Genomic DNA, 22,390 nt, shown 5'->3' on the forward strand with positions numbered 1-22,390 from the left:
CTACAATAAGGAGCGCGTATACACGAATTCATGTGTCCTTTTCAGGAGCCCATACAAATCTTATATTTTCAGGCGCCAAAAGTCAAGTCTTGTTATTCTTCTTCCTCGAAGTCTTCCTCTTCTTCATCGTCCTCTTCATCTTCTTCATCAAGGTCGATTTCTTCATCAGGAATTACTTCCAAGTCGTCATCCGGATCAATCAGGTCTTCTTCGATTTCGATAACTTCCTCATCTTCCTCTTCGTCGTCCACGTCTTCCTCGTCTTCTTCGCCGAGTTCTACATATTCTTCATCGAAGAGTTCTTCGTCCTCGTCATCTTCTTCAATCTCTTCTTCGTCATCGTAGTCCTTTTTCTTCTTTTTCTTTTTGCGGACTTTTACGACAGGTGCTGTTTCTTCTTCGATTTGGTCGACTGGATACCATTCGCGTAAGCCCCAACGGTTGTCTTGGATAGCCAGGAATCTGCCATCAATGTTCAGATCTGTATAGAATTGAACGAGGCGTTCTTTTAGGTCTTTGTCGGAAACACCCGTAAGTTTTTGGATTTCGTCCATCAGTTGCTGTAGGGTAAGAGATTCACGTCGTTCAGTAAGGATTTGGAAAGTAATATTAATGAACGACTCTTCTGCTAATTGTTCTTTTGTCATTTCATGGATATTCAATGTATGGCACGTCCTTTCTTCAACACATAAGCATAGTTTACATTATATACAGTTTGTGTTCCAATATGCTACATTCTTTTGCTTCTCTTTACGTTTCTGTATTCTTTGATAGTCAGACACCCTAGGTAGATGGCTGTGAAGGCGAAGGGTATTACTCCTAGACCGCTGCTATAAAAGATGAATGTGAGAAGAATTAGAAGCACAATTATGATCAAATGATAATACCATCTCACCTTCAACACATCCCTTTCTATTCGTTCTTTTCATTATACAGATAAAATTACCAGTTTATCCACTTTGATGTGAAGTGATTTTGTATGTAGGGTTGTTTATGAGCGCAGAACAAGGTCCTATGAGCGTGGCGAGTGGCTTTACGAGCGTGAAACGGGACTTTATGAGCGCTACGAGTAGTTTTATGAGCGCGGAGCAAAACCTTATGAGCGCCGTTTCACACTCCACCCTGCAATCTCAAAAAAGCTGCGTGATTCACGCAGCTTTCTCGGGGTAATTACATATTTCTTCGGTACTGGCCGCCTACTTCATATAAAGCGTTGGTGATTTGTCCTAAGCTTGCGACTTGTACGGTTTTCATCAATTCCGCGAAGACATTGCCTCCTGAAACAGCTGTTTGTTGAAGATTCCGCAGTGCCTGTTCAGCTTCTTCTGCGTGCGCCGACTGGAAAGCCCGCAAGTTGCGGATTTGCGCTTCTTTCTCTTCCTTTGTTGCGCGTGCCAGTTCCATATTGTCGATATCTTCTTCAGATGGCGGATTCGGGTTCAAGTACGTATTGACGCCGATGATCGGCAGCTCACCTGAATGTTTTTTCATTTCGTAGTACATCGATTCTTCCTGGATTTTACCTCGCTGATACTGTGTTTCCATCGAGCCCAGTACGCCCCCGCGGTCATTCAGACGATCGAATTCTTGAAGTACCGCTTCTTCTACTAAGCTTGTCAGCTCCTCGATGACGAATGCTCCTTGCAGAGGATTTTCATTTTTCGACAATCCATGCTCTTTGGTGATAATCATCTGAATCGCCATCGCACGGCGTACAGACTCTTCCGTCGGTGTCGTGATCGCTTCGTCGTACGCATTCGTATGCAGCGAGTTACAGTTATCCTGCAAAGCCATCAATGCCTGCAATGTCGTGCGGATATCGTTGAAGTCGATTTCCTGCGCGTGCAAACTGCGGCCCGAAGTCTGGATATGGTACTTCAACTTTTGGCTGCGTTCATTGGCGCCGTATTTATCGCGCATCGTAACAGCCCAAATGCGACGAGCGACACGTCCAATCACCGTATATTCCGGATCTAGCCCATTCGAGAAGAAAAACGACAGATTCGGTGCAAAATCATCAATATTCATTCCGCGGCTCAAGTAATATTCGACGTACGTGAAGCCGTTCGCCAATGTGAAGGCCAGCTGGGAAATCGGATTCGAGCCTGCTTCCGCGATATGGTAGCCTGAAATCGAAACAGAATAATAGTTACGAACTTTTTTATCAATAAAATACTGCTGGATATCGCCCATCAGTCGCAATGCAAATTCCGTAGAGAAAATACAGGTGTTTTGACCTTGGTCTTCTTTCAGGATGTCCGCCTGCACTGTGCCGCGTACCGTTTGGAATGTCATTTCACGTACATCGGTGAATTCCTCGACAGTCAGCGGACGACCGAGCTCTTGTTCTTTCTTCCGTACTTGCTGATCGACAGCAGCATTCATGAACATTGCCAAGATGATCGGTGCAGGACCGTTGATCGTCATCGAGACCGAAGTGGACGGTGCACAAAGATCAAATCCGGCATAGAGTTTTTTCATATCTTCAAGTGTACAAATACTAACGCCCGATTCGCCGACTTTACCATAAATATCCGGACGTTCATCTGGATCTTCTCCGTAAAGCGTGACGGAGTCGAATGCCGTTGATAAGCGTTTCGCGTCATCGTCTTTCGATACATAATGAAATCTGCGGTTCGTACGCTCCGGTGTCCCTTCACCCGCGAATTGGCGCTTCGGATCTTCACCTTCACGTTTGAATGGGAAAACGCCGCCCGTGTAAGGGAATGAGCCCGGCACGTTTTCACTGTAGACCCAGCGTAAGATTTCTCCATAGTCTTTATACTGTGGCAAGACCACTTTCGGTATTTTCAGCCCGGATAGACTGACCGTATTGAGTGCAGTCCTAATCTCTTTATCTCGGATCTTGACGACATATTCGTCTTGTTTATACGACTCTCTCAAAGACTGCCAGTTCTTCAACGTGCGCTTTGATTCATCTGTCAGCTGCTCTTCTATACCTTCTTTTAAACTAGTCAATGAATTCAAGAGCGCTTCATTGGAATCAGCTTCCTTGACAGCTTCAATTGCACCTTCCAATTGGAACAGTCGGCGCGCAAGCTCTTCTTGCTGTTTGGATTTCGCATGGTAATTACGAACGGTCGCGGCGATTTCACGCAAATAATGACTGCGGTCAGGCGGGATGATGACTGTCTGTTTTTGATTCGTCACAGATTCCGCGTAACTTGTTGTCCAGTCGAGGCCAGCTGATTTATTCAACTGTTCGACCAATGCTGCAAACAGGATATTCGTTCCTCTATCATTGAATTGGCTGGCGATCGTACCGAATACCGGCATGTTTTCCAACTCTTCGTCAAATAACAGATGGCTGCGTTGGTACTGCTTGCGGACTTGGCTCAATGCATCTTCAGAGCCTTTACGTTCGAATTTATTGATGACAATCAAATCTGCAAAGTCGATCATATCAATCTTTTCAAGCTGTGTCGGTGCGCCAAATTCACTCGTCATGACATACATCGAGACATCGGAAATGTCCGTAATCTGTGCGTCACCTTGCCCGATACCGCTCGTTTCAACGATGATCAAGTCGTAGCCTGCCGCTTTCGTCACATCAAGCACATCATGAATCGCAGTCGTCAACTCCGAACGTGAACCCCGCGTTGCCAAACTACGCATATAGACGCGGTCAGTGAAAATGGCGTTCATACGGATTCGGTCACCGAGCAACGCACCGCCTGTTTTTTGCTTCGTCGGATCGATTGAAAGAATGGCGACACGTTTATCAGGAAACTCTTGCAAGAAACGTCGAATCAATTCATCTGTTAATGAACTTTTTCCCGCACCCCCAGTGCCCGTGATTCCGAGTACCGGCGTCTTCTTGGAAAGACTTCGTGCATGCGCAAGCAACTGTTCAGCTGCCTTATCCTTATGCAAATGCTTTTCTTCAACATAGGTAATCAAATTAGCCAAGATTCCCGGTGTCTCTGCTGTGAGTTTTTCCAGATTGGCTTCTTCATTTTCGGGAGTAGTGGAGAAGTCGGATAGCTCCATGATGCGGTTGATCATTCCTTGAAGACCCATTTTCCGCCCATCCTCCGGAGAGAAGATCCACTGGATGCCATATTCATGCAGCTCTTTGATTTCTTTCGGAATAATGACGCCTCCGCCACCACCGAAGATTTTGATATGAGAAGCACCGCGTTCTTTCAGCAGATCATACATATATTTGAAATACTCAACATGCCCGCCTTGATAAGAAGAAATTGCAATGCCTTGTACGTCTTCCTGAATGGCAGCGTTTACAACTTCCTCGACAGATCGGTTATGTCCAAGATGAATGACTTCCGCTCCGGTCGATTGTAAAATTCTTCGCATGATATTGATTGATGCGTCATGCCCGTCAAATAAACTGGATGCCGTCACAAAACGGATATGGTGCTTTGGTTTGTAAATTTCCTCAGTTGCCATTTGCTCTCCGCCCTTCCTAAACAATGACTTCCGCCACAGAACAAATCCGCAGCGGAGCCTTTTATTTATTTCGCAAGTCCATTAATGATTTGATCCGTCTGTATCTGAATATACCGTTCAAGTGAATAAGTGTTGCGCAGCGCCCATCTTCGGAATGACCACATTTGACCTTGCACAAGAATATGATGCGCTGCGAGCGATACTTCCTCAGGACCGATGCGCAGATTGCCTGCTTCCATACAGCGCCGCACAATCATTTCAAACAATTCCACCATTTCAAGTTCTTTCGTCAGCACATAACGCAGTGCTTCACTCGGCAAGGACTTCGATTCCTGATACATGACGACAAACTCATCGGACATGTCATCAATCAGTTCGTAGTACTTCGCTATCGCCATTCGCAACCCTTCCACCGTGTTGTCATTCGTATCCAATTCAGAAAGACGGATCTTCACTTCGTGATAAATATGGTCACAAACGAGATATAAGACATCTTCCTTCGTACGAATATACTCATACAACGTACCGATGCTGAAGCCGGCTTCCTTGGCGATTTCGCGCGTTGTCGTTCGATGGAACCCTTTCGCGATAAATAGTTTCACGGCGCCTTGGCTAATTTGTTCGCGTCGTTTCTGAATCAAATCTTCGTCTTTCACGGTAGATTTCACTTCATGTTTTGGCATTGGGTCCCTTCCCTTCCCCTCTGTTATTTTGTCAGCATACGAGAGATGACGAGACGTTGAATTTCTTGTGTTCCTTCGTAAATTTGAGTGATCTTCGCGTCACGCATATAGCGTTCCACTGGGTAGTCTTTTGTATAACCATAGCCACCGAATACTTGAACCGCTTCTGTCGTGACTTTCATCGCTGTATCCCCAGCCATTAATTTTGCCATGGCGGATGCCTTACCGTATGGCAGGTCATTGGATTCCAGCCATGCTGCCTGATACGTCAACAGACGGGATGCTTCGATGGAAGTCGCCATGTCTGCCAGCTTGAAGCTGACACCTTGGTTCGCAACAATCGGTTTTCCGAATTGTACACGTTCTTTCGAGTAATTCACCGCTGCATCGAGTGCGCCTTGCGCAATACCGACTGCTTGTGATGCAATCCCATTTCGTCCGCCATCGAGCGTTTTCATTGCGATAATGAATCCGTCGCCTTCTTCGCCGAGAAGGTTCTCTTTCGGCACACGACAGTTATCCAAAACGACTTCTGTAGTAGGTGAAGAACGAATCCCCATTTTCTTCTCTTTCTTACCTACTGAGAATCCTTCAAATGAACTTTCTACAATAAATGCACTCGTCCCTTTATGTTTTGATTCTGGGTCCGTTACAGCAAAGACGATATATGTGTCCGCGATGCCGCCATTGGTGATGAAGATTTTCGAACCATTCAGTACATAGTCATCGCCATCTAGTTTCGCTGTTGTTTTCATACCGCCTGCGTCTGAGCCGGAGCCCGCCTCCGTTAAACAGTATGCACCGACTTTCTTACCTTCCGCAAGAGGACGCAGGTATTTTTGTTTTTGTTCTTCGTTGCCGTATTTGAATAGCGGCCATCCTGCCAGTGAGGTATGTGCGGACAGGACGACGCCTGTGGATGCGCAAACGCGTGAGAGTTCTTCGACCGCGATGACGTAGGCCAGATAGTCGCTGCCGATGCCGCCATATTCTTCAGGCCACGGGATTCCCGTTAGTCCAAGTTCGGCCATTTTGTGAAATATGTTCATGTCGAAGCTTTCGTCTTCGTCGCGCTGTGCCGCGGATGGCGCGACTTCCTTTTCTGCAAAGTCGCGTACCATTTTTCTGATCATTTCATGTTCTTCTGATAGTTTAAAATCCATTTTTTCTCCCACCCTTTATGTTTGTTTAAAGTTGTTTTCTGGTTAACAATGGCTTGTGGTCCGGGGATTTGCGCTGCAGGCGGACGCTTTCCGGAGGGCGTGGCTTGAGCCGCTTCCTTCGCTTCGCTCAGTCCAGGGTCTCAAGGCTCACGCTGATCCTTCCGGAGTCGCCGCCCTCCGCTACAATCCCTAAAAATATATGTTAAGATACTTTGCAAGCTCACTGTAGCTGGTAAGTAATAAAGATAGTCAAGTTCACCCCGGAACGAGCGTATCTTTTGTAGAAACGCACTATTCTAGACTCGAAACGCACCAATCATGGTGAGGAACGAGCGTAACTGTTGTTGCACCGCACCTTTCCTGTTGAGCAACGAACCAAACCTATCTAGGAACGCGCCAATCGTTCGGTGAATCGTGCGTAACTCGTTGTGCAACGAACCAATCCACGTACGTACCGTGCTAAATCTAATTTGTTAAGTGCTTGGCTATGACTACTCTTTGAATTTCGCTGGTGCCTTCGTAGATTTGACATACTTTGGCGTCTCGGAAATAACGTTCTACCGGATAGTCTTCGGTGTAGCCGTAGCCTCCAAAGATTTGGACGGCTTCGATTGAGTTGTCTACGGCTGTTTGGGAGGCGAAGAGTTTGGCCATGGAGGCTTCTTTGCCGCATGATTTGTTTTCTGCCCGTAGCCATGCTGCTCGGTAGACTAGTAGTCGTGCTGCTTCCGTAGCTGTGGCCATGTCGGCTAGTTTGAAGCCTACGCCTTGATTTGCAGCGATTGGTTTGCCGAATTGTTCCCGTTCTTTTGCATAGGCAGTCGCAGCTTCTAGTGAGGCTTCAGCAATGCCCAGTGCTTGGGCTGCGATGCCGATTCGGCCTACATCCAGGTTCGCCATGGCGATTTTGAAGCCCTCACCTTCTGCTCCCAGTCGATTTTCTGCCGGCACTTTCATGTTATCGAAGTTGAGCGCTACGGTTCGCGAGCCATGCAAGCCCATTTTCTTTTCATCTTTGCCGATTGAAAGTCCAGGTGTATCTTGATCTACAATAAATGCCGAGATGCCGTACGTTCCTTTTTCCGGTGCTGTATTGGCGAAAACGATGTAGACATCTGCTTCTCCTCCGTTTGTGATAAACATTTTAGATCCATTCAATACATAGTGATCATCTACTCGTTTCGCTTTGGTTTTCAACGATCCAGCGTCGGACCCCGAAGAGGTTTCCGTCAGACAGAACGCACCTAAGTATTGACCTGACGCCATTTTCGGCAAGTAGCGATTTTTCTGTTCTTCATTACCGAAGTAGAGGATGGGATTCATTCCCACTGAAGTATGAACAGACAAGATGACCCCCATGACAGCGCTTGCTTTAGATAGCTCATGTATGGCGATGATATATGACAGGAAGTCCATTCCGGCCCCCCCATATTTTTCAGGTGCCGTTATCCCCATTAAACCGAGTTCACCCATCTTTTCTAGCAGCTCGCGCGGAAATTCTCCCGCTTCCATCCGTGGAATCCAAGGTTCAATTTCCTTTTTTGCGAAATCACGGACCATTTGGCGCATCATTTGTTGTTCTTCTGATAAGTTGTAATCCATCTTCTTCACCTCTTGCTTCCGGCATTAGTTAATAAATCATTTGTTTGATTACCCATCGTTGATTTCCGTAGAAGGCAGACGCTTTCCACGGAAATAATCTAAGCGAACTTTTTGCTCATGAAAAACTTTACTTCATCATTAATAAGTATAAAACCCGCGTCCGGTCTTCTTGCCGTGCCAGCCTGCCTTAACATACTTACGTAGCAGCGGACATGGACGATACTTTGAATCTCCGAAGCCTTCATAGAGGGTTTCCATAATATATAGACATGTGTCAAGTCCAATGAAATCCGCTAATTGCAGGGGTCCCATCGGATGATTCATTCCCATTTTCATGACATCGTCAATCGCTTCTTTTGTCGCTACACCTTCATACAGTGTGAAGATCGCTTCGTTGATCATCGGCATTAATATGCGATTGGCGACAAAGCCTGGGTAGTCATTTACTTCGACTGGAGTTTTCTTCAGCTTCTTCGTCATCTCTTCCACTGCTTCGTAAACCTCATCGTCTGTTGCGAGTCCGCGGATGATTTCCACTAGCTGCATAACAGGCACCGGATTCATGAAGTGCATGCCGATCACTTTTTCAGGCCGCTTCGTTGCTGCGCCGATTTCGGTAATCGGTAAGGAAGATGTGTTTGAGGCTAAAATCGTATGAGCTGGGGTGATTTTATCCAACTCCGCAAAGATAGATGTTTTCACTTCCATATTTTCGACAGCAGCTTCAATGACGATGTCTGCATTTTTAGCATTTTGTAAATCTAGTGATTTTGTGAAACGACCGAGGACTGCTTGTTTCTCTTCCTCCGTCATGCGCCCTTTTTCTACGTTGCGCGTTAAGTTTTTCGTGATAACTTGAAAACCGCGTTCGTAGGATTCTTCATTGAGATCGTGAAGTGTTACTTGGTAGCCTGCTTGAGCACAAACTTGTGCGATGCCTCCGCCCATCTGGCCTGCCCCTATGACAAATACTTGCTGGATCGTCATTTATAATGCCTCCTGTCCATTAGTTTTTCGGTACTTCGATCATGATCGCGTCACCTTGCCCGCCGCCTGAACAAATCGCTGCAATGCCGATTCCACCGCCGCGGCGTTTTAGTTCATTGGCAAGTGTTAGGACGACTCGTGCTCCGCTCGCTCCGATCGGATGGCCAAGCGCGACTGCGCCTCCATTGACGTTCACTTTGTCTTCATCCAGTCCGGCAATTTGCGAACTGACAAGTGCAACTGCGGCAAAGGCTTCATTGATTTCGAATAAATCGACTTCTTCTAATGACTTCCCTGTTTTCTCAAGTAACGCTTTGATGACGTGACCTGGAGTTTCAGGGAATCGCTCTGGCTCAATCGCAACTTCCGTATGACTTAGAATTATGGCAAGTGGTTTTTTACCTAGTTTTTTCGCTTCGTCTTCATTCATCAGCACGACTGCACATGCTCCGTCATTGACGCCAGGTGCGTTACCCGCTGTAATCGTACCGTCCTTATCGAAAGCCGGGCGCAGTTTCGCCAATGATTCTAGTGAACTACCTTTGCGCGGTGCTTCGTCTTCGGAAACGACAAGTGGCTCGCCTTTACGCTGCGGGATGCTGACCGTTACGATTTCTTCTTTGAAAAATCCATTATCCATGGCAGCAAGCGCGCGTTCATGGCTTCTTAATGACCATTCATCTTGCTTTTCGCGGCTCAATGAAAATTCATTCGCTGTGCTGTTGCCGTATGTACCCATATGAACACGGTCGGGTGAAAACGCACAGGATAGTCCGTCGTAAATCATGCCATCGACGAGCGTCGCATTGCCCATCTTCAGACCGGATCGAGCGCCCGGCAAATAATATGGAGCATTGGACATCGATTCCATTCCGCCTGCTACGATGACGTTTTCTTCCCCTAATCGAATCAACTGATCGCCAAGCGTAATACTGCGCATTCCGGAAGCGCATACTTTATTGATTGTTTCCGTCTTGACATTATAAGGAATACCACCTTTTGTCGCCGCCTGTCTTGAAGGTATCTGGCCTTGCCCTGCTTGCAATACAGTTCCCATGATCACTTCATCGACTTGGTCGGCTTGAACCCCTGACTTCTCCAATGCAGCCTTGATCGCCACTCCCCCTAGATCGCTGGCTGTCCGCGAGTGCAACGCGCCCCCTAATTTCCCAAATGGTGTTCTTGCACCTTGTAAAATAACAGTTCTCGTCATTCCATTCCCTCCCGTTTTATACTGACTGAACGCTCACTCGACTAGATCTCGATAAAAAGAGGGTACTAAGACCCTCTGATTTATCTATTATCTAATTTGTCTGCGTTTTAGATACTCTAATTGTACTGTATTATCATGTTATTCGCAATATTTTAATTTGACATTCTATCCGTGTTTTACGGTGTTTCATCCACCTTTTCGACCGTTGCAGCCATTTCAGTCTCCAACTCTAGTTCTTCAACTAGTTCCTCCGCTGTTTCAGGTTCTAACTGTTGTTCACCGAAAATCGAACGTTCCAGCAATTCCGCGATATCGTATGTGCCGACTTGCTCTTCCACTTCCACAGCTTTTGTTCCGTCAGATAGCATCGTCAAACAATATGGACAACCAGAAGAAATGATTCCCGGGCTGACTTCGAGCGCCTGCTCGGTACGCGCCACGTTGACGCGCTGACCTGTATCTTCTTCCATCCACATCATCCCGCCGCCTGCTCCACAGCACATGCCGTCCTGACGATTCCGTTTCATTTCGACCAATTGCACTCCAGGAATTGCTTTAAGGATTTCCCGCGGCTGGTCATAGACATCGTTGTAGCGTCCTAGATAACAAGAGTCATGGAACGTGATCGTTTCATCGATTGCATGCTTCGGAACTAATTTGCCCGCCATCACCAACTCATACAATAATTCCGTATGGTGCTTAACGATTGCTTGCAATCCGAAATCCGGATACTCATTCTTAAAAATATTGTATGCATGCGGATCGATCGTGACAATTTTCGAGACGTTTGCTTTCTCGAATTCTGCAATATTAGCAGTCGCCAGTTCCTGGAATAAAAATTCATTTCCTAAGCGGCGTGGCGTATCTCCTGAGTTCTTCTCTTTGTTGCCGAGAATCGCAAAGCTTACGCCCGCTTCATTCAATAGATGTGCGAAAGATAATGCGATTTTCTGCGAACGGTTATCAAATGCACCCATCGAACCGACCCATAGCAAGTATTCGAAGTCCTCGCCTGCTTTTTTCGCTTCTTTCACTGTCGGGATGTGCAAGTCAGGACGAGCATCTCTCCAGTTCTCCTTCTCTTTACGGTTCAAGCCCCACGGATTCCCTTGACGTTCGATGTTGGTCATCGCGCGTTGAGCGTCCGCATCCATCTTTCCTTCTGTCATCACAAGATAACGGCGAAGGTCGATGATTTTATCGACGTGTTCGTTCATAACCGGGCATTGGTCTTCACAGTTACGGCACGTCGTACATGCCCAAATTTCTTCCTCTGTAATGACGTCGCCAATCAATGAAGGACTGTACAATTCATCGATGGAGACACCTTCCGCTCCCGCTGCGAGTGCCAGTTGATTACCTTTTGTCTGAGTGAACATCAGTTGCGGCACCCATGGCTTTTGCTTTGTCATAACAGCGCCTGTATTCGTCAAGTGGTCACGTAATTTCGTAATCAAATCCATCGGTGACAACATTTTCCCTGTACCCGTTGCCGGACACATATTTGTACAGCGTCCACATTCTACACATGCGTAGAAGTCGATCATTTGAGCTTGTGTAAAGTCTGTGATCTTACCTACTCCAAGTGGAGGCATGTCCTCTTCATCTTCAATTTCCTCGAGCGCTGCAAAATCAATTGGCTTCAAGTGGCCGGCATTGTCGAGACGATGGAAGTAAACGTTTACAGGACCCGCGATCAAGTGCGCGTGTTTCGATTGCGGCACGTAGACCAAGAATGTCAGCAATGTCAGTAAGTGCACCCACCAGCCTATGAAGAAAACAGCTATTGCTACACCTTCAGGAACTCCGCTGAACGCCATGGCTATAAGCGAGGCCATCGGTTCTGTCCAAGTTGCACCTTCATTGTGCCAAATCATGTTCGCTCCGTTTGCTACAAGCGTAGAAACCATCAATGAACCAATGAAAATAAGGACCAATCCTGATTTCCAACCGCGTTTCAACCGGACAAGTTTCTCAACATAACGGCGATGGAATGCCCATACGACTGCAACTAAAATTAAGAATACGACGATTTCCTGGAAGAAGGTAAACGCGGGATACAATGGGCCTAACGGCAAATGTGATCCAGGTTTTAATCCTTTCCATATTAAATCGATTGCGCCGAATTGAACGAGTAAGAATCCATAGAAAAACAGGACATGGATTGCCCCACTCTTTTTATCTTTCAATAGTTTCTTTTGTCCAAATACGTACACCCAGATTTTTCTGAGACGTTCTTTGACGTTGTGGTCAAATTCTTCTTTTCTTCCTAGTCGAATAAATTCGAACCGGGTTTTCAATAGATAGAGAAATAACCCGACACCATAAACGGTTACTGCTAAAAACAATATCCAGTTTGCGATGAGTAACACATTCATTTTCTTTCTCCCCTTCCTCTGACTCTCCCAAAGACCCCTTACGAGAAATCGCTTACAAGTATTTAATATATGTACAGTGTAATTTATGAATGAGCATTCAGTCAACCATTTTCCGAAAATTTATTTTTAGAATAGTCAATTGTATATGCGAGGAATGCCTCCAAATTCGAAGTGAATCATTAAAAGTAATTGAACAATTTAACTACAGTAAATATTCCGACTCTATGCTACTATTTTTATTATACATGAAATAGTTTTGAAAGGGGTGGGTTAAATGTACGATTTATATGCCCGTTTGTATCAGCGAACATTTAAGTTGGGGATGAATTTTTTGCCTTGGCGAGATCCGGAGCTGTTGGAAGGACCTGGCAGTCTCGGTCAGTTGCCGCAGAAGATTAAGGATTTGGGGATCGGCATTGTATTGGTCATTACAGATCGGGAAATCGCGAAGCTCCGGTTGATGGATGGGATGTTGTGTGCGCTGGATGCATTGGGAATCAAGTATTTGGTCTATGATCGCACCGTTCCGAATCCGACGATTGATTCTATTGAAGAGGCTCGCAGCTTGTACGTGGCGAATCAATGTGAGGCATTGATTGCGTTTGGTGGTGGTTCACCGATCGATTGCGCGAAGGCTGTCGGTGCTCGGATTGCGAGGCCGGATAAGAGTATTCCTCAATTGAAGGGAATGTTCCGCGTACAAAAAGCTATTCCTCCGTTAATTGCAGTGCCGACTACAGCGGGAACCGGAAGCGAAGCAACATTAGCTGCAGTCGTGACGAATAGTGAGACGCATGAAAAATATGCAATCATGGATACGTCACTGATCCCGCACTATGCCGTGCTTGATCCGTTGCTCACTCTTAAATTACCGCCGGCGATTACAGCGGCTACCGGGATTGATGCGTTGACCCATGCGGTAGAAGCATATATCGGAAAAAGCAATACAAAAAACACGTGGCAGTGGAGCCGAGAGGTTGTTCAGTTGGTTTTCGAGAATTTATTCGAAGCGTATTCCAATGGGAAAAATCTGGAAGCACGCACAAATATGCTAAAGGCGGCTTACTTGGGAGGCAAGGCGTTTACTCGGGCGTATGTCGGCAATGCCCATGCGATAGCACATACGCTGGGCGGATTTTATAATGTCCCCCACGGAAAAGCCAACGCGATCATCTTGCCATATGTTTTGGAGTATTACGGTAAGAGTGTCTACCAACCGCTATCTGAGCTTGCAGATCTTATCGGAATTACGTTGCCAACCGACCCGAAGCAAATGAAAGCGCAGAAGTTCATTGAGGAGATCAAAAAGTTGAATCGTGCGTTGAATATTCCGGACAAGGTGAGTGGTATTGCGGAGAAGGATATCCCTTTGATGGTCAAACGGGCCGCGGCGGAAGCCAATCCATTGTATCCAGTGCCGGAAATTTTGAATAGGAAGCAATTGACGGAGCTTTATTATTTGATTAAGGAGTAGGTTATGAGCGCGGAACACAGGAGTATGAGCGCGAAAAGTCACACAGCACGTCAAAAACAGAGACTTGGGATGACGCGACGCCAACCAAGTCTCTGTTTTTAATTGCTCACTTTTCTTTCTTCTCACTCGTGCGGAATACTTTCGCACTGCGAACGTATTCGTTGTCGGAAATACCAAGGCGTGCGTTGACGATTCGGGCTGCTACGAATAGGTAGTCGGATAATCGATTCAAGTAGCGCTGAACTATCGGGGAAACGTCGTCTGCCGCGTTCATCAGCGTCACCGTCACACGCTCTGCGCGGCGAGTGATCGTGCGGGCGATGTGCAATGTAGCGGCCGCGGACGAGCCGCCAGGCAGGATGAAACGTTCCAGTTCCGGTGCTTCTTCCATCAACTTGTCGATGCGCTCTTCAAGCACAGCAATTGGCGCTTCATCCAACTTATAATGACGCTCTTTCATGACGTTCGCCAAGTCGCCGCCACCGTCGAACAATTCATTTTGGATGGTCTCCAAATCGGTCAGAATATCTGAGAATTTATCGCCTTCCAACTCAGTCATTGCTTTTCCGATAAACGAATTCAATTCATCAATTGTTCCGTATGCTTCTACGCGTAAATCATCCTTTGCGACGCGTCCTCCGATTAAACTTGTCGTGCCTTTATCACCTGTTTTTGTATAGATTTTCATAACAGTCCACTCCTTTTGATAGTTTGGGGAATACCGTACCAAATCCGTATGATGTCTGTTGCTTCTGCAAATAATTGCTGATACAACCGGCCGCACCGATCACGCAAGTCACGTTGTTCTGATCCGAGCGGGACAATGCCGCGGCCCACTTCGGTTAAAATGAACACAGTATCAGGCGAGCTGATTTCGCGAATTGCATGAAGCGATTCCGACTCACTTAATGATGTAGATTGCAGCCAATCATGTAGATCCGAGATGACGAGCCGTTCGCCAGGCGCTGCAGAACCTGCTGTTTCCATTGTACAGAAGAACGATGGTTGATCTCCAATCCAGCGCCTTACATATTCTGTTTTGCCGTTATAGGCACCACCGATAAAGATGTGCATGGCTTCCCTTCTTTCCATTGCTGCTCATTTTCCCACTCGAATTGCCAAACCGAACCGTTCCCTACATGCCATTCCCAAAATGAACGTGAATCCGTTGAGAATGCTTCCAACAGTAATCGAATCACCCCGCCATGTGTCACGACGACCGCTTCATTCGGCAAGTCATACAAGGCGTCGAAGACCCGTGTTTTCACTTGCAGCAAAGTTTCTCCATTACGCGGAGCCACTTGCCACGGTGCTTCCAACCAGCTGCGGTAATCGGTGTCGTCCTTTAATTGTTCATAGGTTTTACCTTCAAAATCTCCAAAGTGGCACTCTCGCCAACGTGAATCCTCATGATAGGCAGCTTCAGGAAAATAGATCGCTGCCGTTTGACGTGTTCTTTGCAGATCACTTCCATACACTTGGTCGACACTGTTCGGAAATTCAACGGGAACTCCTTTAGCACAAGCCAACTCAACATCCGTCCATCCGCAATATTGTCGTTTTTCATTGGCAGCTGTTTTCAAATGCCGAATGATAAATAAATGATAAGGACGAGCCATAAAAGCACCTCCATTCCTTCAATGAACGCGCCGCATAGATCTCCTGTCACACCGCCAAAATGTTTGACGGTCCAACTTCGATAAAACAAAACAGCTATGATTAGTGTCAGCAACGCGACGACGATGATGCCCAATGAACTGTACAGCAATCCTACCCCTACTGCAGTTAGAAGACTGACAGCAGCCGCTGCTGCCACCATACGCTTCCGCAGGAAATGCTGTTTAAAAAAGTACGCCAGGCCGCTTTGCTTCGCTGTTTCTGTCGTTACGAAATAGAAGACCATTGCCGCTCGAGACAAGATCGGCACCACAACAAGCAAGACCCAGCCATGTTTCATTCCCAAAATTTCCATGAACAGTCCAACCTTTATTCCAAGCAAGACAAGCAGCGAAAGGGTGCCAAATGCGCCGAGTCGGGGGTCTTCCATGATCGTCAGTCGTTTTTCACGGTCTTGATAGGAAAAGAAGGCATCTCCGAGATCTGCGAAGCCGTCCACATGCAGCCCGCCTGTTGCGATGATTCCTGCAATCAGTATGAGCATCGCGGCTAGGAAACTATTGAAATCACTGAAGACCATTGCAGTTCCCGCAAGCAGCAAACCGATTCCCCCGCCAATGAGCGGCAAGGCGATATACATGCCGGACACTTCGTTCTTTCCGAGTGGCAATTCTTTCCTGACAGGCAATGAAGTAAAAAATTGGAGTGCCAATAAAATGCTACTCATCGAACGTCACCCTTCCAAACGACAGGTAATCCGTGATCCATTTCTATTGCCGCGTCCGCGCACTGAACGATTTGCTGGTGCGTCGTGCCGATTGCGTTCCGATAAAATTCTGTTTCTTCATCATAATGCGGCCATTCATCGAGCACTTCATTGGAAACAATGACGAGATGGGCGGCAATCTCTCTAATTTGCTCGATGGTGTGTAACAGTTCACACCTTTTCTGATCTAGACAATCCGGACGTTTCCAACATGGCGCACCGTCTTCAATCCCCTTATACATTTCATTCGTCAACCATGTTGTCAGGCAATCCCACAACACGAAATCGCCCTGTTGTAAAAGAGGAACTACTTGGTGAAGATCCACCGGCTGTTCAATCGTTAGCCAGGCATGGTCTTTCCGGTCATGCTGATGTTTCGCGATCCGTTCTTCCATTTCATGATCAAATGCCACGCCAGACGCAATGTAGACAAGTCGCCCCGTCGCCTGTGCAACGAGCAGTCGTTCAGCATATGCGCTTTTCCCGCTGCGGGCACCGCCGCTAATGAAGGTTACTGTGCCTTGAGCCATTTTGTCATCGCCTCCCGCAGCCGTTCCATCATCGTTTCTGATTTCATGCCAACCCGCAACCATTTTCCTTCCAACCCGAGAAAGTTCTCTGTGTGACGAAGAACCATGCCTTGTTCCAATAAATTTCGATACAACTCTCTCGCATCTCGTTGCGGTTTGAACAGCAGGTAATTCGCTGCCGAATCAATCACTTTGCAATCATGTGCACGCAGGAATCTCACCATCTTCAAACGTTCAGCTTCCGCATATTGAATCGCTTGCTCACGATATGATGCTTCTTGCAAACATAGCACCCCAATTTCAGCAGCCAATCCATTCACATTCCAATGAGGAGCCTGCCGTTTCACATCCGCAATAATTTCAGGATGGGCTACCATATACCCCAGTCGAATTCCAGGTATGGCATACATTTTCGTCATAGAGCGCACAACAATCACGTGAGGATATGCTTCGAGATGCTGAATAAATGAATAGTTTTCATCAACAAAATCAATAAATGCTTCATCCAGCACCACTTCCGTTCCGCTCGACTTGGCTGTAATGATAACTGCCAGCAATTCATCAACGGACGGCAAAATACCTGTTGGATTATTCGGCGTGCATAAATATATGGCCGCTGCACCAGGCAAAGCCTTTTCAATTTCTGCAATGGGCAATTTGAAATCTTCTGCCTCACTCGCTTTAACCGATACAACTTCCGCTCCATTTGCTTCCAATGTAGCGCGGTATTCGGAAAACGCAGGGTCAATCAGCACTACTCGTTTCCCGCGGTAACGCCCGGCAAGCAAGGACAATAATTCTGCTGCACCGTTGCCCACAAGCAATTGCCGTTCGCTGACGCCGTGAAATTGAGCAGCAGCCGCCTTGAATGGTTGACCATCCGGATCGGGGTAATTCATTAATTTCGTTATTAAATACGGCCATGCTTCCACGATCAATGCAGGCGGCCCTGCTGGATTACAGTTCTCGCTAAAATCCAATACTTCATCCGGCACGGACAAACCAAACACCTCGTACAATCTTGAGCTATTCGCGCCATGTTCAGGCAATTGCATACATCAACACTCCAATCGCTGTGAATAGGAACCAGAAGATCCATGAAACGACGTGCATTTGGTTAATGGAAGAGCGGATATGGGAAGCAGATGTCGGAACGAGATCCTTGAGCGGTCCCATCTTCGCGCGTTCCGAAGTCACGCCGCGGTATGTATTTTTACCCCCTAGCTGAATATTCAGTTGCCAAGCTGTTGCAGCTTCCAAATATCCACTGTTCGGACTCGGGTGACGCTTGGCATCACGCAGCCATCCTCTAAAACGTTTACCGAGCGATAAGCCGCCTTCATTCGAAGTGAATAAAACAATCAGCAAGCCCGTAATCCGCGATGGTATGACATTGAACAAATCGTCCATTCGCGCCGACACTTTACCGAATTGCAGATAGCGATCATCTTTATAACCGACCATTGAATCGAGCGTATTGACCGCCTTGTATAGCCAAAGACCCGGTGCTCCGAGCAAGAACGCCCAAAATAACGGAGCCGTAATGCCGTCTGATGTGTTTTCTGATACCGTTTCGATCGTTGCACGTGAAATTTCACCGGCATTTAACTTATCCGTATCTCGCCCGACTATCCAGCTGAGTTTTTCACGCGCTTCTTTCATTTCTCCTGACTGCAATGGTTCATAGACTAGCAGAGCTGCGTCCCGCAAACTCTTTTGCGCAAGTCCCGCTGCAACCAGAATTCCTTCCACCGCAATTCCTGCAAGTAAATGAAGGCGATACGCAAAGCTGACAAGCCAAATGACCAAAAGAAAAGTCACTCCGCAAATGATCAGCCAGAGCAATGCACCTTTCATCGTACGCAGCTTCCCTTTATTCAGCAGCTTCGTCAAATTATGTATCGATGTGCCGATCCACTTCACTGGATGCGGCCAATTAGGAGGATCACCGATGATTCGGTCAAGTACTATGCCAATGGCAATCGCAATAAAATGTGCAGGAATCATTCTACTTCATCCTTCGCTTGTCGGTACGAATGAATCGCGTGTACAGTGCATTCATAAACCCCACGGCCAATCAATTTCCCAAGCTGCGTAATCGGCCCAGCGTAAGGAAGCGAAGCCCCTTGCTGTGTCGACGCGATCAACAAACTGTCTGTTGAAGTGCCTGTTGCAATCGTCTTTGATTCGGGATCGATGACTTCTTCGTCCTGTAAAGCTTTCGTTTTGGCTTCGGTTGCTGTAATCATCGCTTGAACGAATGCTTCTTCTGACAGTAAGCCATTAATGAAAATCCATGTATTGATTGTGCCAATATACGGCAACTCTTCGCGTTGCCAAGCTTTCGAAACATCCACCGCATTGCCGATTCCTACTGTCACCGCAATCACGATCGATCCGAATTCCGCTTTGAACTCCTGCACGTTGACATACTCTGGGCTGACGGCCGTCATCATCGCGACCGTATCCGTCAGCTGATAATCATATGACAACAAGTAATCCGCCAGCTCACTTTGTACATCATCGCAGTGATAATCGTGCCGCACCCCACGGTTAATAAAGGTTCGATACCAGCCCATGCCCGCATTGTGGACAGCGGATGAAATTGTCTTGAGTGGCTGTTGCGCCTGCAAAACTACATGATCTTCACGAATTTTCACATCTTCTTTCATGATCCGGAACTGCTCTGTTTCTTCTTTCAAATCCGGCAATAGCGTCATTTGCGGTTTCGGCATTTCTGGGTGAGGCTGTGTTTTGACGCGCGCCTCATAAACCGAGCGGATTTCCTGTTCAAGTACAACTTCCTGTGGTGTTCCGATTGCTGCCACTTCACCATTCTTCATTAACAGCAATCGATCACAATAAAGCGCCGCTAAGTTAATATCGTGGAATACAGAAACAACGGTGATGCCTTTTTGATGCGCTTGATTGCGAATGGTATCGAGCAATTGTTGCTGATGCGCAATATCCAGATGATTCGTCGGTTCATCGAGCAATAAAATCGGTGCTTCCTGGGCGAGCGCTTGGGCAACAAATACACGCTGTTGCTCGCCTCCCGACAATAACTCAATCGGCGTATCTTCATAGCGCGTGATACCTGTATAGTTCATCGCTTCCTGTACTGCAAGTTCGTCCTGATCGGACCAACTGGAGAACAGCCCGGTCTGATGTGGATATCTCCCGAGCCCGACGGTATCCTTCACCGAATGGGAAAATGCATGGGCATGAAGCTGCGGCAACACTGCCACTTTTCGTGCAAATTGTTTCTGTGTATAAGCGGAAGCGGATTTTCCATCAATCGTGACCTTTCCGCCTTGCTTCGGTAAAATGCCTGAAATAATTTTCAACAGCGTGGATTTCCCACTGCCATTCGGTCCTAAAATTCCAAGGACCTCTCCTTTTTCTACGTGGAATGACACCCCCCGTACAACCGGTTCCTTACCGTATCCTCCTGACACTTCATCTACCTGCAGCATGTCACATCGCTCCTTTTCTGCGTTGCTTGTAAAAGATGTAGGCAAAGACTGGAGCCCCGATAAATGCCGTAATGACACCAACAGGCAGTTCAGCCGGCGAAATAATCGTCCGCGCCACTAAATCACAAATAATCAATAAGGAAGCTCCGTTAAATAAGGACAACGGCAAGACATGCCGATGATCCGACCCCCACATCAAGCGCGTCATATGCGGAACAACCAAGCCGACAAAGCCGATGGTCCCGGAAACTGCAACCGCAGAGCCTGTCAGTACAGAGCCGCCGATCAAAATCATCATTTTACGGCGTTTCACATTGACTCCTAAATGATGTGCACGCTCTTCACCAAATAGCATGGCGTTCAGTTCTCTGCGATTAAGCCAAAGAATGAATGAACCAATGATGAAAAACGGTAACACCATCGTGATATATTTCCAACCGCGCATGGAGACACTACCGAGCAGCCAGCCAATGATTTGGCGCAGCTCTTCTTGTGTTAACGCAATCATCAAGGATAAAACAGAACCTAAAAATGAACCAAAAATAATACCTGTTAAAATGATCGTTTCCATTTTCATTGACCGATCGACCAGACGGGCAAAGCCGATGACCAAGAACATCGTCGCAGCTGCCCCGACCATACTGAAGACGGGTAAGGTAAAGGCGCCTAAGAACGGCAGGGAGATACCAAAAAAGAGTGTAATCACAGCGCCTACAGAGGCACCGGATGACACTCCGAGGGTGTATGGATCTGCTAATGGATTTTTCAACAACCCTTGGAAAGCAGCGCCTGAAATTGCAAGAGATGCGCCGACAATTCCAGCCAGCAGCACACGCGGCATGCGGATTTTCCAAAGAATATTGCTCGCAGTTGCATCTGCATCGTTCCATAGCGTCTCAATCGGTATCTTCACTGTGCCGATCGATACACCGAGCCAAATTGCCACAAGTAGCGTGGCAATTGACACAGTATAGGCGATAGCCGTTTTACTCACCAAACACCTCTGGATAGATCGCTTTTGCATAAGCTTCCAATCCGTCCGCTAAACGCGGACCTGTCCGGCTTGTGATATTTTCATCCACTTGAATGACTTGATCTTCTTTCACTGCAGTGACCGTATCGAAACCGTCACGCTTCTTAATGTTTTCAACAACATCCGGCACATAGCTGTAGGACACAAGAATGACGTCCGGACTTTCATCGACGATCGTTTCAGGACTGATCATCACCCATCCTTCTTCTGTGATGATGTTTTCTGCATTGATTATGTCCAAGAACTGCTGCGGGAATGTGTTTTTACCAGGCGCATAAATTTCTGGTGCATCTGAGTTTTCCACTAACACCGTTTTCTTGTCTGTGATATCCGCTGCTTTCGCTTTGATATCTTCAACCTTTGCTTTCATATCTTCTACGATCTTATTAGCTTCCTCATTTTTATCCATGATTTCGCCGAAGATTTTAATCGTTTCATATGTTTCTTCGAATGTTTCTGCAGTCGGTATAACGACTACCTGGATGCCCGCGTCGCGAATTTGGTTCAAGCCTTCTTCACCAGAGCCTAGCATCATATCATGCGCGAAAACGACATCTGGTTTCAATGAAATAACTTTTTCCACGTTGACGTTATAATCTCCGACTTTATCGAGATCTTTCACTTCTTCTGGAAAATCATCGTTTTCCGTGACAGCGATCACTTTATCACCTGCATCGATGCCAAATAAAATTTCTGTATTGCTTGGAATTAACGAGATGACAGTTTCCGGAGCTTTTTCAAATGTGATATCTTCTCCGACTGCATCATTGATTGTATATGGATAGCTGGAAGAATTTCCTCCTGCTTGTTCTTCCTGTTCCGTTTCTGCTGGTTGATCAGAATCGACTGGTGTTTCTTCTTTCTTGCTGTCGTTACCGCATGCTGCAAGCACTAGGACTGCTAGCATCGCTGTCAGCAACAGCTGCCAAAACTTCTTCATGTGATTTCCTCCCTTTGCGTTCATTACTTATTACGTAGTCTGCCGCAGACATAAAAAAAATCCTTCGGTCATTTCGAAGGATTGGACAGGATGAAATCTA

Annotated in this window: 19 protein-coding genes; 1 reads left to right on the forward strand and 18 read right to left on the reverse strand. The window is 46.7% G+C overall.

What is annotated here, in order from left to right; all coding sequences use genetic code 11:
- Window positions 1–92 precede the first annotated feature (92 nt).
- From rpoE to H7J92_RS02000, 8 genes are all read right to left on the reverse strand, one after another.
- Window positions 93–662, reverse strand: coding sequence for a DNA-directed RNA polymerase subunit delta (rpoE, locus tag H7J92_RS01965; RefSeq protein ID WP_009766233.1), 570 nt, complete (start codon window positions 660–662; stop codon window positions 93–95).
- Window positions 663–1,170: 508 nt separating this feature from the next.
- Window positions 1,171–4,428, reverse strand: a complete 3,258-nt coding sequence (icmF, locus tag H7J92_RS01970; protein WP_221835154.1) for a fused isobutyryl-CoA mutase/GTPase IcmF — start codon at window positions 4,426–4,428, stop codon at window positions 1,171–1,173.
- A gap of 65 nt (window positions 4,429–4,493) precedes the next feature.
- Complete coding sequence (locus tag H7J92_RS01975) at window positions 4,494–5,111, reverse strand: TetR/AcrR family transcriptional regulator (protein ID WP_009766236.1); 618 nt, start codon at window positions 5,109–5,111, stop codon at window positions 4,494–4,496.
- Between the two features lie 23 nt (window positions 5,112–5,134).
- On the reverse strand, window positions 5,135–6,274 hold the full coding sequence (locus H7J92_RS01980; protein WP_078817382.1) for an acyl-CoA dehydrogenase: 1,140 nt from the start codon (window positions 6,272–6,274) through the stop codon (window positions 5,135–5,137).
- A 465-nt stretch (window positions 6,275–6,739) separates the two neighbouring features.
- Window positions 6,740–7,876 (reverse strand): acyl-CoA dehydrogenase, encoded by a 1,137-nt coding sequence (locus tag H7J92_RS01985; RefSeq protein ID WP_078817383.1) that lies wholly within the window; start codon window positions 7,874–7,876, stop codon window positions 6,740–6,742.
- Window positions 7,877–8,014: 138 nt separating this feature from the next.
- Window positions 8,015–8,863 (reverse strand): 3-hydroxybutyryl-CoA dehydrogenase, encoded by an 849-nt coding sequence (locus H7J92_RS01990; protein ID WP_009766239.1) that lies wholly within the window; start codon window positions 8,861–8,863, stop codon window positions 8,015–8,017.
- A gap of 19 nt (window positions 8,864–8,882) precedes the next feature.
- Window positions 8,883–10,076: an acetyl-CoA C-acetyltransferase gene (locus H7J92_RS01995; protein WP_009766240.1), complete on the reverse strand. Its 1,194-nt coding sequence runs from the start codon at window positions 10,074–10,076 to the stop codon at window positions 8,883–8,885.
- Window positions 10,077–10,252: 176 nt separating this feature from the next.
- Window positions 10,253–12,454 carry a (Fe-S)-binding protein gene (locus H7J92_RS02000; RefSeq protein ID WP_009766241.1) on the reverse strand — a complete coding sequence of 734 codons (2,202 nt, stop codon included), beginning with the start codon at window positions 12,452–12,454 and terminating at the stop codon, window positions 10,253–10,255.
- Window positions 12,455–12,728: 274 nt separating this feature from the next.
- Between H7J92_RS02000 and H7J92_RS02005 the strand changes: the two genes are divergently transcribed.
- Window positions 12,729–13,928 carry an iron-containing alcohol dehydrogenase gene (locus H7J92_RS02005; protein WP_078817385.1) on the forward strand — a complete coding sequence of 400 codons (1,200 nt, stop codon included), beginning with the start codon at window positions 12,729–12,731 and terminating at the stop codon, window positions 13,926–13,928.
- Window positions 13,929–14,034: 106 nt separating this feature from the next.
- Here H7J92_RS02005 and H7J92_RS02010 read toward each other — a convergent pair whose 3' ends face one another.
- Genes H7J92_RS02010 through H7J92_RS02055 form a run of 10 tightly spaced genes read right to left on the reverse strand, consistent with a single transcriptional unit; the run spans window position 14,035 to window position 22,290 of the window.
- Complete coding sequence (locus tag H7J92_RS02010; protein WP_009766244.1) at window positions 14,035–14,616, reverse strand: cob(I)yrinic acid a,c-diamide adenosyltransferase; 582 nt, start codon at window positions 14,614–14,616, stop codon at window positions 14,035–14,037.
- On the reverse strand, window positions 14,613–15,002 hold the full coding sequence (locus H7J92_RS02015; RefSeq protein WP_040758520.1) for a bifunctional adenosylcobinamide kinase/adenosylcobinamide-phosphate guanylyltransferase: 390 nt from the start codon (window positions 15,000–15,002) through the stop codon (window positions 14,613–14,615). Before H7J92_RS02015 ends, H7J92_RS02010 begins: the two co-directional genes overlap by 4 nt.
- On the reverse strand, window positions 14,954–15,547 hold the full coding sequence (locus H7J92_RS02020) for a histidine phosphatase family protein (RefSeq protein ID WP_221835157.1): 594 nt from the start codon (window positions 15,545–15,547) through the stop codon (window positions 14,954–14,956). The genes H7J92_RS02015 and H7J92_RS02020 overlap by 49 nt, the downstream gene beginning before the upstream one ends.
- The gene (gene cobS / locus H7J92_RS02025) at window positions 15,508–16,272 is read right to left on the reverse strand and encodes an adenosylcobinamide-GDP ribazoletransferase (protein ID WP_221835159.1); all 765 of its coding nucleotides are present in this window, start codon (window positions 16,270–16,272) and stop codon (window positions 15,508–15,510) included. Before cobS ends, H7J92_RS02020 begins: the two co-directional genes overlap by 40 nt.
- Entirely contained in the window at window positions 16,269–16,841 is a 573-nt protein-coding gene (locus tag H7J92_RS02030; RefSeq protein ID WP_009766248.1) for a bifunctional adenosylcobinamide kinase/adenosylcobinamide-phosphate guanylyltransferase, read from the reverse strand. The genes cobS and H7J92_RS02030 overlap by 4 nt, the downstream gene beginning before the upstream one ends.
- Entirely contained in the window at window positions 16,823–17,896 is a 1,074-nt protein-coding gene (gene cobD / locus H7J92_RS02035; RefSeq protein WP_221835161.1) for a threonine-phosphate decarboxylase CobD, read from the reverse strand. The genes H7J92_RS02030 and cobD overlap by 19 nt, the downstream gene beginning before the upstream one ends.
- On the reverse strand, window positions 17,883–18,845 hold the full coding sequence (gene cbiB, locus H7J92_RS02040; protein ID WP_221835202.1) for an adenosylcobinamide-phosphate synthase CbiB: 963 nt from the start codon (window positions 18,843–18,845) through the stop codon (window positions 17,883–17,885). The genes cobD and cbiB overlap by 14 nt, the downstream gene beginning before the upstream one ends.
- Complete coding sequence (locus H7J92_RS02045; protein WP_221835163.1) at window positions 18,845–20,317, reverse strand: adenosylcobinamide amidohydrolase; 1,473 nt, start codon at window positions 20,315–20,317, stop codon at window positions 18,845–18,847. Before H7J92_RS02045 ends, cbiB begins: the two co-directional genes overlap by 1 nt.
- A 1-nt stretch (window position 20,318) precedes the next feature.
- Window positions 20,319–21,311 carry a FecCD family ABC transporter permease gene (locus tag H7J92_RS02050; protein WP_009766252.1) on the reverse strand — a complete coding sequence of 331 codons (993 nt, stop codon included), beginning with the start codon at window positions 21,309–21,311 and terminating at the stop codon, window positions 20,319–20,321.
- On the reverse strand, window positions 21,304–22,290 hold the full coding sequence (locus H7J92_RS02055) for an ABC transporter substrate-binding protein (RefSeq protein ID WP_040758522.1): 987 nt from the start codon (window positions 22,288–22,290) through the stop codon (window positions 21,304–21,306). The genes H7J92_RS02050 and H7J92_RS02055 overlap by 8 nt, the downstream gene beginning before the upstream one ends.
- Window positions 22,291–22,390: the final 100 nt, after the last annotated feature.

This window comes from Sporosarcina aquimarina (genome assembly GCF_019748715.1).
Classification (GTDB): Bacteria; Bacillota; Bacilli; order Bacillales_A; family Planococcaceae; genus Sporosarcina; species Sporosarcina newyorkensis.

Excerpts from the sequence above, each read along its gene's own strand:
- H7J92_RS02020 (WP_221835157.1), bottom strand. The coding sequence starts at position 15,547 with ATGGCTCGTCCTTATCATTTATTTATCATTCGGCATTTGAAAACAGCT.
- cobD (WP_221835161.1), bottom strand. The coding sequence starts at position 17,896 with ATGCAATTGCCTGAACATGGCGCGAATAGCTCAAGATTGTACGAGGTG.
- H7J92_RS02010 (WP_009766244.1), bottom strand. The coding sequence starts at position 14,616 with ATGAAAATCTATACAAAAACAGGTGATAAAGGCACGACAAGTTTAATC.
- H7J92_RS02030 (WP_009766248.1), bottom strand. The coding sequence starts at position 16,841 with ATGGCTCAAGGCACAGTAACCTTCATTAGCGGCGGTGCCCGCAGCGGG.
- H7J92_RS01985 (WP_078817383.1), bottom strand. The coding sequence starts at position 7,876 with ATGGATTACAACTTATCAGAAGAACAACAAATGATGCGCCAAATGGTC.
- H7J92_RS01975 (WP_009766236.1), bottom strand. The coding sequence starts at position 5,111 with ATGCCAAAACATGAAGTGAAATCTACCGTGAAAGACGAAGATTTGATT.
- H7J92_RS01990 (WP_009766239.1), bottom strand. The coding sequence starts at position 8,863 with ATGACGATCCAGCAAGTATTTGTCATAGGGGCAGGCCAGATGGGCGGA.
- cobS (WP_221835159.1), bottom strand. The coding sequence starts at position 16,272 with ATGAGTAGCATTTTATTGGCACTCCAATTTTTTACTTCATTGCCTGTC.
- H7J92_RS02005 (WP_078817385.1), top strand. The coding sequence starts at position 12,729 with ATGTACGATTTATATGCCCGTTTGTATCAGCGAACATTTAAGTTGGGG.
- icmF (WP_221835154.1), bottom strand. The coding sequence starts at position 4,428 with ATGGCAACTGAGGAAATTTACAAACCAAAGCACCATATCCGTTTTGTG.
- H7J92_RS02055 (WP_040758522.1), bottom strand. The coding sequence starts at position 22,290 with ATGAAGAAGTTTTGGCAGCTGTTGCTGACAGCGATGCTAGCAGTCCTA.
- H7J92_RS01995 (WP_009766240.1), bottom strand. The coding sequence starts at position 10,076 with ATGACGAGAACTGTTATTTTACAAGGTGCAAGAACACCATTTGGGAAA.
- H7J92_RS01980 (WP_078817382.1), bottom strand. The coding sequence starts at position 6,274 with ATGGATTTTAAACTATCAGAAGAACATGAAATGATCAGAAAAATGGTA.
- H7J92_RS02000 (WP_009766241.1), bottom strand. The coding sequence starts at position 12,454 with ATGAATGTGTTACTCATCGCAAACTGGATATTGTTTTTAGCAGTAACC.
- H7J92_RS02045 (WP_221835163.1), bottom strand. The coding sequence starts at position 20,317 with ATGCTGCAGGTAGATGAAGTGTCAGGAGGATACGGTAAGGAACCGGTT.
- H7J92_RS02015 (WP_040758520.1), bottom strand. The coding sequence starts at position 15,002 with ATGCACATCTTTATCGGTGGTGCCTATAACGGCAAAACAGAATATGTA.